This window comes from Curtobacterium sp. MCBA15_009, from assembly GCF_001864895.1.
Taxonomy (GTDB): Bacteria; Actinomycetota; Actinomycetes; order Actinomycetales; family Microbacteriaceae; genus Curtobacterium.
The window spans coordinates 248,821-261,574 of sequence record NZ_MJGO01000023.1 but is presented as its reverse complement, the minus strand read 5'-3'; the positions used below and the strand labels follow the sequence as shown (position 1 = coordinate 261,574).

Annotated in this window: 12 protein-coding genes; all 12 read left to right on the top strand. The window is 71.6% G+C overall.

The features are described 5' to 3' along the window. Positions 1-13 precede the first annotated feature (13 nt). The 12 genes from BIU97_RS06950 to BIU97_RS06895 all read left to right on the top strand — a co-directional run bounded on the left by BIU97_RS06950 (position 14) and on the right by BIU97_RS06895 (position 12,728). Positions 14-367, top strand: a complete 354-nt coding sequence (locus BIU97_RS06950; RefSeq protein ID WP_071254666.1) for a histidine triad nucleotide-binding protein — start codon at positions 14-16, stop codon at positions 365-367. Beyond that, positions 357-1,499 (top strand): PhoH family protein, encoded by a 1,143-nt coding sequence (locus tag BIU97_RS06945; RefSeq protein WP_071297291.1) that lies wholly within the window; start codon positions 357-359, stop codon positions 1,497-1,499. Before BIU97_RS06950 ends, BIU97_RS06945 begins: the two co-directional genes overlap by 11 nt. Continuing rightward, entirely contained in the window at positions 1,496-1,957 is a 462-nt protein-coding gene (ybeY, locus tag BIU97_RS06940) for an rRNA maturation RNase YbeY (RefSeq protein WP_071297290.1), read from the top strand. Before BIU97_RS06945 ends, ybeY begins: the two co-directional genes overlap by 4 nt. Before the next feature lie 3 nt (positions 1,958-1,960). Beyond that, entirely contained in the window at positions 1,961-3,283 is a 1,323-nt protein-coding gene (locus tag BIU97_RS06935; protein WP_071254674.1) for a hemolysin family protein, read from the top strand. Next, complete coding sequence (era, locus tag BIU97_RS06930; protein WP_071297289.1) at positions 3,280-4,221, top strand: GTPase Era; 942 nt, start codon at positions 3,280-3,282, stop codon at positions 4,219-4,221. The genes BIU97_RS06935 and era overlap by 4 nt, the downstream gene beginning before the upstream one ends. Then, positions 4,187-5,524 carry a sensor histidine kinase gene (locus tag BIU97_RS06925; RefSeq protein ID WP_139195933.1) on the top strand — a complete coding sequence of 446 codons (1,338 nt, stop codon included), beginning with the start codon at positions 4,187-4,189 and terminating at the stop codon, positions 5,522-5,524. The genes era and BIU97_RS06925 overlap by 35 nt, the downstream gene beginning before the upstream one ends. After that, the gene (locus BIU97_RS06920) at positions 5,521-6,210 is read left to right on the top strand and encodes a response regulator (RefSeq protein ID WP_071254683.1); all 690 of its coding nucleotides are present in this window, start codon (positions 5,521-5,523) and stop codon (positions 6,208-6,210) included. Before BIU97_RS06925 ends, BIU97_RS06920 begins: the two co-directional genes overlap by 4 nt. A gap of 109 nt (positions 6,211-6,319) precedes the next feature. Further along, positions 6,320-7,069 (top strand): ABC transporter ATP-binding protein, encoded by a 750-nt coding sequence (locus BIU97_RS06915; protein WP_071254686.1) that lies wholly within the window; start codon positions 6,320-6,322, stop codon positions 7,067-7,069. Beyond that, entirely contained in the window at positions 7,066-8,466 is a 1,401-nt protein-coding gene (locus tag BIU97_RS06910) for an ABC transporter permease (protein WP_071297287.1), read from the top strand. The genes BIU97_RS06915 and BIU97_RS06910 overlap by 4 nt, the downstream gene beginning before the upstream one ends. A gap of 449 nt (positions 8,467-8,915) precedes the next feature. Next, positions 8,916-10,691 carry a 2-isopropylmalate synthase gene (gene leuA, locus BIU97_RS06905; RefSeq protein WP_071297286.1) on the top strand — a complete coding sequence of 592 codons (1,776 nt, stop codon included), beginning with the start codon at positions 8,916-8,918 and terminating at the stop codon, positions 10,689-10,691. A gap of 394 nt (positions 10,692-11,085) precedes the next feature. Further along, positions 11,086-11,934, top strand: a complete 849-nt coding sequence (recO, locus tag BIU97_RS06900) for a DNA repair protein RecO (protein ID WP_071254696.1) — start codon at positions 11,086-11,088, stop codon at positions 11,932-11,934. Then, entirely contained in the window at positions 11,931-12,728 is a 798-nt protein-coding gene (locus tag BIU97_RS06895; protein WP_071297285.1) for an isoprenyl transferase, read from the top strand. Before recO ends, BIU97_RS06895 begins: the two co-directional genes overlap by 4 nt. The last annotated feature ends 26 nt before the right edge of the window (positions 12,729-12,754 follow it).

Here is a 12,754-nt window from a genome sequence, read left to right as displayed (position 1 = left end):
CTACGATGGAGTCATGAGCACCAGCACGCCCAGCGTCTTCTCGAAGATCATCGCGCGCGAGATCCCGGCGACCGTCGTCGCCGAGGACGACCGCGTGATCGCCATCGAGGACATCGCGCCGAAGGCCCCCGTCCACGTGCTCGTCGTGCCCAAGACCGAGCAGTACGCGAACGTCGCCGAACTCGCCGCCGGTGACCCCGACCTCCTCGCCCACGTGGTCGCCACCGCGCAGCGCATCGCCGACGAGCGCGCCGACGGCCAGTTCCGACTCGTCTTCAACACCGGCGAAGCCGCCGGTCAGACCGTGTTCCACGTGCACGCGCACGTACTCGCAGGTGAACTGCAGGAAGGCACCCTTGCCAGCTGACGAAGCCGCACAGCCCACCCCCGCCGTCGAAGCGGACGTCTCCGACGCCCTGCAGGTCGACGGCATCGCCATGGTCCAGCTGCTCGGCCCGCAGGACCGGCTCCTGAAGACCGTCGAACGCCAGTACCCGGACGTCCGGGTGGTGGTGCGTGGCAACGAGGTCACGCTCACCGGTCCCGAGCGCGCGGTCGCCCGCGCCCGTGCCCTCGTCGACGAGCTCGTCGGCATGGTCCGCCGCGGGCAGGACATCGGTCCGGCCGACATCCCGACCTCCGCGCGCATCCTCGACGCCGACCGCAAGCCGTCCGACACCTTCGGCACGCCGATCGTGTCGAGCCGCGGCAAGTCCGTCCGCCCGAAGACGGACGGGCAGCGCGCCTACGTCGACGCGATCGACGAGCACACCATCACCTTCGGCATCGGGCCGGCCGGTACCGGCAAGACCTACCTGGCGATGGCGAAGGCCGTGCAGGCGCTCCAGCGGCGCGAGGTCACCCGGATCATCCTCACGCGTCCCGCGGTCGAGGCCGGTGAGCGGCTCGGCTTCCTGCCCGGCACGCTCACCGACAAGATCGACCCGTACCTCCGGCCGCTCTACGACGCCCTCAACGAGATGATGGACCCGGAGCTCGTGCCGAAGCTGCTCGCGGCGGGCACGGTCGAGGTCGCCCCGCTCGCGTACATGCGCGGGCGCACGCTGAACGACTCGTTCGTCGTCCTCGACGAGGCGCAGAACACCACGCCCGAGCAGATGAAGATGTTCCTGACGCGGCTCGGGTTCGGCTCGAAGATGGTCGTCACGGGCGACATCACCCAGGTCGACCTGCCCGGCAACGTCTCCGGCCTGCGGCTCGTCACCCGGATCCTCGAGTCGGTGGAGGACATCCACTTCGCCCGCCTCGGCAGCGAGGACGTCGTCCGCCACACGCTGGTCGGCCGGATCGTCGACGCCTACACCGTCTACGACGAGGAACGCCTCGCCGAGCAGGCCGGGCACCGTCCCGGCGGCCGCGGCACCGCCCCCACGGGCAATCCCGACGGGGCGAACCGTGCCGAACGCCGCGGCCGGCCCCCGCAGGACCGCCAGCGGTCCCCGTACCCCCAGAACGACGCCAGAGGAGACAATCGGTGAGCATCGAGCTCAACAACGAGTCCGGGGTCCAGGTGGACGAGGCCGCGATCCAGCGCCTCGCCGCCTTCGCCCTGGACGCGCTGCACGTCCACGCCGACGCGGAACTCGCCGTCGTGCTGGTCGACGAGGGCGCGATGGAGCAGCTCCACGTGCGGTGGATGGACGAGCCCGGCCCGACCGACGTCCTGAGCTTCCCGATGGACGAGCTCCGACCGGGCACCGAGGACGACCCGACGCCGGCCGGGCTGCTCGGCGACATCGTGCTCTGCCCGCAGGTCGCCGAGGAGCAGGCGAAGACCGCCGGCCACTCGACGACCGACGAGATGCTGCTGCTCACCTGCCACGGGATCCTGCACCTGCTCGGCTTCGACCACGCCGAGCCGGACGAGAAGGCCGAGATGTTCGGCCTGCAGGGCGAGATCCTCACCGCGTACGCCGCACAGCACCGGGGGCGGTGACCGGTGCTCGTCGTCGCCGGTCTCCTCGCGGTGGCCCTGGTGCTCGTCGTCCTCGGCGGGCTGCTGGCCGCGAGCGACGCCGCCCTGTCGGTGGTGTCCCGTGCCGACCTCGACGAGATCGCCCGGGGCAACAAGCGCCGTCGGGCGATCGAGGCGATCGCCGACGACGTCGGCGCGCACGTCAACGCGCTGAACTTCTTCCGGGTCCTGGCGGAGACCGCGGCGGCGGTCCTCGTCACGATCGCGCTCGTCCGGGCCTTCGACAGCTGGTGGGTGGCCCTCGTGCTCTCCGCCGTCGTGATGACCGCGGTGTCCTTCGTGCTCGTCGGGTCGAGCCCGCGCAGCGTCGGCCGCGCGCACGCCGAGGCCCTGCTCGGCACGACCGGCGGCCTCGTCCGGGCCGTCCGCATCGTGCTCGGTCCCCTCGCGGGGCTGCTCGTCCGCATCGGTGACCGCGTGACGCCCGGCCGCGGCCGCAGCGCCTCGACGGTCTCGAGCGAGGAACAGCTGCTCTCCCTGGTCGACGAGGCCACCGAGAGCAACGTGCTCGAGGACGAGGACCGCGAACTCATCCACTCGGTCTTCGAGTTCAGCGACACCCTGGTGCGCGAGGTCATGGTGCCCCGCACCGACATGACCACCGTCGACGGCGCCGACACCCTCGCCGCGGGCATGGAGCAGTTCCTGGCCGCCGGGGTGTCCCGGATGCCGGTGACGGGCAAGGACAGCGACGACGTGCTCGGCGTGCTGTACCTGCGCGACGTCTCCCGGGCGCTGTACGAGCGCCCCGGTTCCGGCGCCGAGCCGGTGACGGCCCTGCTGCGCCCCGCCGAGTTCGTGCCGGAGTCCAAGCCGGCCGACGACACCCTGCGGCACATGCAGGTCGCGAAGAACCACCTGGTGCTGGTGGTCGACGAGTACGGCGGGGTCGCCGGCCTGGTCACCATGGAGGACCTCATCGAGGAACTCGTCGGCGACATCTCGGACGAGTACGACCGCACCGTGGTCGACCGCACCGAGGTCGAGCCCGGCGTCTGGCGCATCGCCGCCCGGCTGCCGATCGACGACCTCGGCGACCTGTTCGGCATCGAGCTCGACGACGACGACGTCGACACCGCGGGCGGTCTGCTCACGAAGGAGCTCGGGCACCTGCCGTCGTCCGGTGACACCGTGACCGTCTCCGGCGTGGTCCTGACAGCCGACCGCGTCGAGGGCAAGCGCCGACACCTGATCACCGTGCTCGCCGAGCGGACCGACGCCCTGGCCGGCGCCGAGGACGCCTTCGAGGACGCCGCACACTCCACGACGGGAACCACCCACGCATGAGCGACACCGAGTCCACCACCGACGACAGCCCGGCCCGTCCGTACCGCGCCGGCTTCGTCTCCTTCGTCGGCCGCCCGAACGTCGGCAAGTCCACGCTGACCAACGCCCTGGTGGGCGAGAAGGTCGCGATCACCTCGTCGAAGCCGCAGACCACCCGGCGTGCGATCCGGGGCATCGTGCACCGGCCCGACGGGCAGGTCATCATCGTCGACACCCCCGGTGTGCACCGCCCGCGCACGCTGCTCGGCGAGCGGCTCAACGACCTCGTGCAGTCCACGCTCGGCGACGTCGACGTGATCGGCTTCTGCGTCCCCGCGAACGAGCCCATCGGCCCGGGCGACCGGTTCATCAACGACACGCTCGACCAGTACCCGCGCGCGAAGAAGATCGCGATCGTGACGAAGATCGACCGCACCGCGAAGGACCGCGTCGGCGAGCAGCTGCTCGCTGTCTCGAAGCTGCGCGACTGGGACGCGATCATCCCGACGTCGGGCACGAAGGGCCTGCAGCTCGAGGACCTCCTCGGCGAGATCACCTCGCTGCTGCCCGAGTCGCCGCAGCTGTACGACTCGTCGGCCGTGACCGAGGAGACCGACGAGGAGCGCATCGGCGAACTCATCCGCGAGGCGGCGCTCGAGGGTGTCCGCGACGAACTCCCGCACTCGCTCGCCGTCGTCATCGAGGACGTCGTCGAACCCGACGACGAGGACGACCCGGACGGCCCGCTGCGCATCTTCGCGAACCTGTTCGTCGAGCGGGACAGCCAGAAGGCCATCGTCATCGGTCGGAAGGGCGAACGCCTGAAGGACGTCGGCACGCGTGCGCGGGTCGAGATCGAGTCGCTGCTCGGCGGCCGGCACGTGTTCCTCAACATCCGGGTGAAGGTGGCCAAGGAGTGGCAGCGTGACCCGAAGCAGCTCGGACGCCTCGGCTTCTGACGGCCCCGAGCGGGTCATCCCCGCGACGGACGCCGCGGCGGAGCGGGCACCGTACCGTGGACGGGTGTTCCGCCCGATGCTCCGTACGCAGGTCCTGACCGACGCGGTGGTGGCCGTCGTCCTCGGCGGGCTCGTGCTGCTGCTGTCCGGGCAGGTCGCCGACCGTCCGCTCACCCTCGTCACGGTGGTCGGCATGACCGCGGCGCTCGCCCTGCGCCGACTCGCGCCGGGGCTGGCGCTCACGGTCGCGTGGGTGGTCGCGGTGTTCGAGATGGTCACGCGGCAGAACCCTGACCTGTCGAACGTCTTCATCGCCGGGGTGATGTACGCGACGAGCGCGTACGGCAGCGCGCGCGTGCGGATCGCCGGGCTCGTGTCGGCGATCGGCGGATCGGTGACCGCCGCGCTGTACATCGGGATCGGCGACTACCAGCAGCGGCTCGGCATGGAGACGGCGACGACGCCGCTCGAGGAGTCGCTCCGTGTGACCGGCTCGTACTTCGCCGTCGTCCTGCTCCTGCTGCTGCTGCCGTGGCTCGCCGGTCTGGTCGTGCGGTCCCGCCGGGTGGAGAGCCTGAGCCGCGAGGCGCAACTGCTCGCGGAGCGCGACGCCGCCCGTGCCGACCGTGCCGTCGCCGTCGAGCAGGAGCGCGTCCGCATCGCCCGCGACATGCACGACATCGTGGCGCACTCGCTGGCGGTCGTGATCGCCCAGGCCGACGGTGCCCGGTACGCGCTGAAGGCCGACCCGGCGGTCGCCGACACCGCCCTCGGCACGATCTCGACGACGGCACGGCGGGCGCTCGGCGACGTCCGCGAGCTGCTCGGCGCCCTGCGGCACGAGCAGGGCACGGCGCCGACGCCGGAGGTCGACGACATCGACCGGCTCGTCGGCGAGATGCGCGAGCTCGGGCTGGACGTGCAGGTCGACCGCGACGGCGACCCGTCCGGGCTGCCGACCACGACGCAGCTGGCGGTGTACCGGATCGTCCAGGAGAGCCTGACGAACGCCTACAAGCACGGCGAGCCCGGCAGCCCCGTCCACGCGTCGCTGACCTGCCGCCCGGACACCGTCGAGATCGCCGTCGTGAACCGCCGCGCCGACGACGGCACCCGCGGTCCCGGCACCGGTCACGGGCTCGTCGGCATGCGCGAACGTGCCACGATGACCGGCGGCACGATGACCGCCGGGGTCCGCGGCGACGACTTCGAGGTCGCCGTGCGCATGCCCGCCGTCCCCGCCAGCGGGCAGATGCCCCGCGGCCGCACCACCCCGACCGAGCAGGAGCGCTCCGCACGATGACCACCACCCCGACGTCCGAGCAGCGGATCCGTGTCGCCCTCGTCGACGACCAGTCGCTCTTCCGCACCGGCATCCGGATGCTCATCGACTCGCAGCCGGACCTGCTGTTCGTCGGCGAGGCCGGCGACGGTGCCGAGGGCGTCGAACTCGTCCGTCGCACCCGGCCCGACGTCGTGCTCATGGACGTCCGCATGCCCGTCATGGACGGCATCACCGCGACCGGACGGATCGTGGAGCAGTCCGGCACCGACGGGGCGAAGGTCCTCGTGCTCACGACGTTCGACTTCGACGAGGCCGCCGCCAAGGCCATCCGCGCCGGGGCGAGCGGCTTCGTGCTCAAGGACGCCGACCCGGAGTTCCTGCTCGCCGCCGTCCGCACCGTGCACGCCGGCACCGCGGTGTTCGCGGCCTCGGCGACGCGTGAGCTGCTGCGGCGGTACGACGACTCGGTCGAGCGGGCCGCCGCCGTGCCGCCCGCCTTCGCGGAGCTCACCCCGCGCGAGCGCGAGATCTTCGACCTGGCCGCGCGCGGCTTCAGCAACAGCGAGATCGCCCAGCACGAGTACGTCAGCGAGGCCACCGTGAAGACCCACATCTCGCGGGTCCTCACGAAGCTCGGGCTGCGCGACCGGGTTCGGCTCGTCGTGTTCGCACACGAGCACGGGCTGGTCGCGAAGAACGACTGACGGGTCATCCGCTCGGATGACCCCTGCACAGGCAGGGGAGCCGAGCGGACGATCCACAGGAGCCGCCCGACGGACGCGGGGCGGGCCTCCCGACCGTCATCGTTGATGCATGACCAGCCACGAACCGATCATCCGACTCGACCACGTTTCCAAGCACTACGGCGACGCCTCGCGTCGCGTGACGGCGCTCGACGACGTCAGCGTCGACATCGGCGCGGGGGAGTTCACCGCGGTGATGGGGCCGTCCGGTTCCGGCAAGTCGACGCTCATGCACGTCGCGGCCGGGCTCGACGCCGTCTCGTCCGGCCGCATCCGGATCGACGGGGTCGACATCACCGGTCTCGGCGACAAGGACCTCACCGAGCTCCGTCGGCGCCGACTCGGCTTCGTGTTCCAGTCGTTCAACCTCGTGCCGACGCTCGACGTCAGTGAGAACATCCGGCTGCCGTTCCTGCTCGGCGGTCACAAGCCCTCGGCGGACGAGACCGCGTGGATCGACCGCCTGGTCGACATGCTCGGCCTCGGCAACCGCCTGTCGCACCGACCGCACCAGCTGTCGGGCGGTCAGCAGCAGCGCGTCGCCATCGCGCGGGCCCTCGCGTCGCGGCCCGCGGTCGTCGTCGCGGACGAACCGACGGGCGCCCTCGACTCCCGCACCGGGCGGGACGTGCTCGCGATCCTGCGCGGTGCCGTGCAGGAGTGGGGCCAGAGCGTCGTCATGGTGACCCACGACCCGGTCGCCGCGGCCAACGCCGACCGCATCCTGTTCCTGGCGGACGGCCGCATCGTCGCGGACCGCTCCGCGATGGACGCCGCCGCGATCTCCACCACGATGCTCGGGATGGAGGCCGCAGCGTGAACGGCGTCCGCTCCTTCGCCCCGACGATCCTGGTGGCAGCCCTCGGCACCACCTTCGGCTCCGCCCTGGTCATCGCCCCGGGGATCGTCGTGCAGGCCCTCGGCGCGGCCGGGCTCGCCGACCTCGGCCCCGTCAAGGCGATCCTGTCGGTGGTCGGCTGGCTGTTCCTCGGCATCGCGCTCTACGTCGGTGCGATCGTCACGGCGAACACCTGTGCGACGCTGATCGCCGGGCAGACCCGCATCATCGCCCTGCAGCGCCTCGTCGGTGCGACGGGGGCGACCCTGCGGGCGCGGATCACCCGGACCGGGCTGGTCGTCGGCATCATCGGCGGCCTCGCCGGAGCCGTCGTCGGCACCGCGCTGTCCGCGGTCTTCGTCCTGGTGCTGCGCGGCAACGGCTTCCTGCCGGACACCGAGTACACGCTCGTGCCGTGGGAGCTCGTGCTGCCGATCGTGGCCGTCGTCCTCGCCACGTGGGGTGCCTTCGCCGCGGGATCGCGCCGCGTGCTCACGGTCACCCCGCTCGAGGCCCTGTCGTCGAGCGTCGAACCGAGCCACGACGACGTCCGGTCGGGAACCGCCCGCAAGATCTGGGCGATCGTGCTCATGGCCGGGGGAGCCGGACTCATGCTCCTCGGCCTGGCGCTCAGCGCCGGTTCGCCCGTGGCGGTGCTGCCGGCCGCGCTCGGCGGGTTCGTCTCGTTCGCCGGTGTGGCCGTCGGTGCGACCATCGTGATGCCCCCGGTGCTGCAGCTCATCGGCCGGATCGGCTCGCACGACCCGGTGGTCCTGCTCGCCGGGCGGAACGCGATGCGGGCGCCGGCGCGGTCCTCGCGGGCGACCATCGGACTCGTCATCGGTGTCACCCTGCTCGTGACCTTCGCCGTGGCGCTCGGCATCATGCAGCACGTGCTCGAGGCTCAGCTCGAGGACATGAACGGCGGGCAGGCGACCGCCGACATGCTGCAGGCGCAGCGCGACTTCTTCGTGCAGCTGAACGCCGTCGTCAGCGTGATCGTCGGGTTCTCCGCCGTGATCGCCGCCGTCGGGGTCGTCAACGCCCTCGCGCTCGGCGTGCTGCAGCGGCGGCGGGAGCTCGGGCTGCTGCGGGTCCTCGGCCTCACCGGCGCCCAGGTGCGGCGGATGATCGTCACCGAGGCCGTCCAGATGGTGGTCGCCGCCGTCGTCACCGGCCTGGTGCTCGGCACCGTCTACGGCTGGGTCGGTGGGCAGACGCTGCTCGGCTCGCTCGGCACCCCGGTGACGCCGGTGCTGCCCCCGCTGACGATCGGCATCGTCGTGGTCGGCGCCCTCGTGCTCGCCGTGGTCGCGACGATCGCCCCGGTGCGGCGCGCGATGCGCGTCCCGCCGACCGAGGCCCTCGCCGTCGACTGACGCGCGCCCCGGTTGTCACGTGTGACGGACAGGAGGCCCGGTGCCGGTGTGCACCGGGCCTCCTGTCCGTCGTGGGGTGCGGTGCCGCCGGTGCCGGCGTCGGTGCCGGCGTCGGAGTCGGTGCCAGGGCTGGCTGCGTGTCGGGCCGCCTGCCGTCGTCGAGGGTGCACGAACTGTCGCCCGACAGCCCCGCGAGCGACACTTCGTGCCACCTCGGTGCCTCACGCGCGGCGTGTCCTGACCTCTCGACGGCGACACCGCGCCCGCCCTGCACGCCGCGGCGTCGGCGTCACACGCTTGCGACAGCGTGGTACACCAGTGGTACCGTGGGTCCCGATGTACTCGGCACACCTCCTCCTTCGCTGCCGCGACGAGGCCTGACACACGGCCCACCTCGTCGCGGAGTCCGTCGTGGCCTGACCCACACCTGACGACGAAAGCGACGCACGATGCAGAACACGCAGCAGCCCTCCGGGATGCCGATCCACAAGTACGTCCCGTTCCACGAGCAGATCGCCGTGGACCTGCCGGACCGCACCTGGCCCACGAAGCGCATCGACAAGGCGCCGCGCTGGTGCGCTGTCGACCTGCGCGACGGCAACCAGGCGCTCATCGACCCGATGGACGCCGACCGCAAGCGCGCGATGTTCGACCTGCTCGTCGGCATGGGCTACAAGGAGATCGAGGTCGGGTTCCCGAGCGCCTCGCAGACCGACTTCGACTTCGTCCGCTCGCTCATCGACGAGGGCGCGATCCCCGACGACGTCACGATCCAGGTGCTGACCCAGGCGCGTGAGCACCTCATCCAGCGCACGTACGAGGCGATCGACGGCGCGAAGCAGGCCATCGTCCACCTGTACAACTCGACGAGCATCGTCCAGCGCGAGGTCGTCTTCCGCACCGACGTGCAGGGTGTCGTCGACATCGCCGTCGCCGGCGCGAAGCTGTGCAAGGCGGCCGAGGCGACCCTGCAGCACGACACGACGGTCTACTACGAGTACTCGCCGGAGTCCTACACGGGCACCGAGCTCGAGGTCGCGCTGGAGATCTGCAACGCCGTCCTCGAGGTCTTCGAGCCGACGCCCGAGCGCAAGGTCATCATCAACCTGCCGGCGACGGTCGAGATGGCGACGCCGAACGTGTACGCCGACTCGATCGAGTGGATGTCGCGGAACCTCGCCCACCGCGAGGACGTCATCCTGTCGCTGCACCCGCACAACGACCGCGGCACCGCCGTCGCCGCCGCCGAGCTCGGCTACATGGCCGGCGCCGACCGCATCGAGGGCTGCCTGTTCGGCAACGGTGAGCGCACCGGCAACGTCGACCTCGTCGCGCTCGGCATGAACCTGTTCACGCAGGGCATCGACCCGGAGATCTCGTTCGCGGACATCGACCAGGTGAAGCGCACCGTCGAGTACTGCAACCAGCTGCCGGTGCCCGAGCGCCAGCCGTGGGCGGGCGACCTCGTCTACACGGCGTTCAGCGGCTCGCACCAGGACGCCATCAACAAGGGCTTCGAGGCGATGAAGGCCAAGGCCGCCGCCGCGGGCAAGGACATCGACGAGATCGAGTGGGCGGTGCCGTACCTGCCCGTCGACCCGAAGGACATCGGCCGGTCGTACGAGGCCGTCATCCGCGTCAACTCCCAGTCCGGCAAGGGCGGTGTGGCCTACCTGCTCAAGACCGACCACGCCCTCGACCTGCCCCGCAAGCTGCAGATCGAGTTCTCCGGTGTCGTCCAGCGGCACACCGACACCGAGGGCGGGGAGTTCTCGTCGCAGCGCATCTGGGACGTGTTCCAGGACGAGTACCTGCCCGCGTCGGTCGACGACGAGAAGTGGGGCCGCTACGAGCTCACGAAGACGGCCACGTCGAGCGACTTCGACGGCACGACCTCGCTGTCCGTGGCACTCCGCGTCGACGAGGGGTCGGTCGAGGCCGACGCCGTCGGCACCGGCCCGATCGACGCGTTCCTCAAGGTCCTCGCCGAGCAGGGCGTGCAGGTCACGCTCTACGACTACTCGGAGCACACGATGAGCGCCTCCGGCGACGCGAAGGCTGCGTCGTACGTCGAGCTCGACGTCGACGGGGTGCGGCTGTGGGGTGTGGGCATCGACGCCGACATCGCCACGGCGTCGCTCAAGGCGATCGTCTCGGCGGTGAACCGTGCGGTGCGTGCGGGTGCCGCGGCCGGGGCGGACTCGCCGGAGCTCGTCTCCGCCTGAGACCACCTGCCAGGAGGCGCGGTGCGGGTCCGTCCCGCACCGCGCCTCCCTGGTGTGGGCGACTGGACGCTGGCGCGCGGACGTTCCTGCCCATGGCACCTGCGATGGGAAGCAGTTCCGCGCGTAGGAGGACGGAACTTCGTGCCTCCCACGCGCGGAACGACTTCCCGCGCGCGGAACGACCTTCCACGCGCGGGACTGCCCCGCGCGCAGAACGACCCCGAACGCGCGGAACGCCCTCCGACGCGCGGGACTGCCCCTGCTTGGATCAGCCTCCCGCGCGCGGAACGACCTCCGACGCGCGGAACTGCACCACGCCCGCTCCCACGCGCGGAACTGCACCCGGGCAGGCGCCACGCGCGGCGGTGTCGGGGGAGCGGGGGATACTGGGGGCATGCCGCTGTACCGGGACGAGTGCGTCGTGTTGCGCACCCACAAGCTCGGCGAGGCCGACCGCATCGTCACGATGCTGTCCCGGCAGCACGGCAAGATCCGTGCGGTGGCGAAGGGGGTGCGGCGGACGGCGTCGAAGTTCGGCAGCCGGCTCGAGCCGTTCATGGTCGTCGACGCGCAGTTCTACGAGGGGCGCTCGCTCGACATCGTCACCCAGGCCGAGTCGCTCGGGGCGTACGGCGCGCAGATCGTCGCGGACTACGGCGCCTACACGGCTGCGAGCGCCATGGTCGAGACCGCCGACCGGTTGAGCGAGGCCGACGCGGGGTTGCAGCAGTACCTCCTGCTCGTCGGCGCCCTCCGGTCGCTGTCCCGTGGGGAGCACCACTCGAGCGCCACGCTCGACTCGTACCTGCTGCGGGCGATGAGCATCGCGGGGTGGGCGCCGTCGTTCGCCGACTGCGCGGTGACGGGGGAGCCGGGGCCGCACTCGGCGTTCGTCGTGCAGCTCGGCGGGGTGGTGGCGGACCATGCCGCGCCTCCCGGGACGCCGCGGCTCGACCCGGCGACGCTCGGTGTGCTCGGGTCGCTGCTCGCCGGCGACTGGGCGACGGTGGACGCCACCGACGAGCGGACGCGTTCGCGGGCGTCCGGCGTGGTCGCGGCCTACGCCCAGTGGCACCTGGAACGATCGCTCCGGTCCCTGCCGCACGTCGACCGCACCGAGCACCCGCTGCCGGTGCCGCAGACGCACGGCGGACCCGAGGCGACGGCGCGTGCGGTGGCCTCGACCCCGGCACCCGCCGTGCCCGATCCCGATCCTGCTGTCGAAGGAGCCCCCACCGCATGAGCCCCCGCCCTCCCGCCGACGCCGAACCGTTCCGCCCGGTCGACTGGACCGGCGAGACGCCCCCGGCGATCCCGGCCCGGTTCGTGCCCGAGCACGTGGCGATCGTCATGGACGGCAACGGTCGGTGGGCGAACGGTCGTGGGCTGACGCGCATCGAGGGGCACAAGGCCGGCGAGGCGTCGCTGCTCGACGTCGTCGCGGGTGGGATCCAGATCGGCGTGCGGCACATCTCGGCGTACGCGTTCTCGACGGAGAACTGGAAGCGTTCCCCGGAAGAGGTCCGCTTCCTGATGGGCTTCAACCGCGACGTCATCCGGCGTCGGCGCGACCAGCTGCACGAGTGGGGTGTCAAGGTGCGGTGGGCCGGTCGGCGTCCGCGCCTGTGGCGGAGCGTCATCGACGAGCTCGAGACCGCCGAGCGGATGACCGCGGCCAACGACGTGCTGACGCTGACGATGTGCGTCAACTACGGCGGCCGGAACGAGATCGTCGACGCGGTGCGGGGCATGGCCGAGGACGTCGCCGCGGGCCGGCTCAAGCCGAGCCAGGTCACCGAGAAGGCCCTGGCGAAGCGGCTGTACGTGCCGGAGATGCCCGACGTCGACCTGTTCCTCCGCAGTTCTGGGGAGCAGCGCACCAGCAACTTCCTGCTCTGGCAGTCGGCGTACGCCGAGATGGTGTTCCTCGACCGGCTTTGGCCGGACTTCCGTCGCACCGACCTGTGGAGTGCCATCGAGGAGTACGCCCGCCGCGACCGTCGCTACGGCGGCGCGGTCGACGCCCCGACGGCCTGACCCCCCCCGGGGCGCGCGAACGAGTC

Coding starts and splice junctions, on each gene's coding strand:
- BIU97_RS06920 (WP_071254683.1), top strand. CDS start 5,521: ATGACCACCACCCCGACGTCCGAGCAGCGGATCCGTGTCGCCCTCGTC.
- BIU97_RS06895 (WP_071297285.1), top strand. CDS start 11,931: ATGAGCCCCCGCCCTCCCGCCGACGCCGAACCGTTCCGCCCGGTCGAC.
- BIU97_RS06950 (WP_071254666.1), top strand. CDS start 14: ATGAGCACCAGCACGCCCAGCGTCTTCTCGAAGATCATCGCGCGCGAG.
- BIU97_RS06915 (WP_071254686.1), top strand. CDS start 6,320: ATGACCAGCCACGAACCGATCATCCGACTCGACCACGTTTCCAAGCAC.
- leuA (WP_071297286.1), top strand. CDS start 8,916: ATGCAGAACACGCAGCAGCCCTCCGGGATGCCGATCCACAAGTACGTC.
- recO (WP_071254696.1), top strand. CDS start 11,086: ATGCCGCTGTACCGGGACGAGTGCGTCGTGTTGCGCACCCACAAGCTC.
- era (WP_071297289.1), top strand. CDS start 3,280: ATGAGCGACACCGAGTCCACCACCGACGACAGCCCGGCCCGTCCGTAC.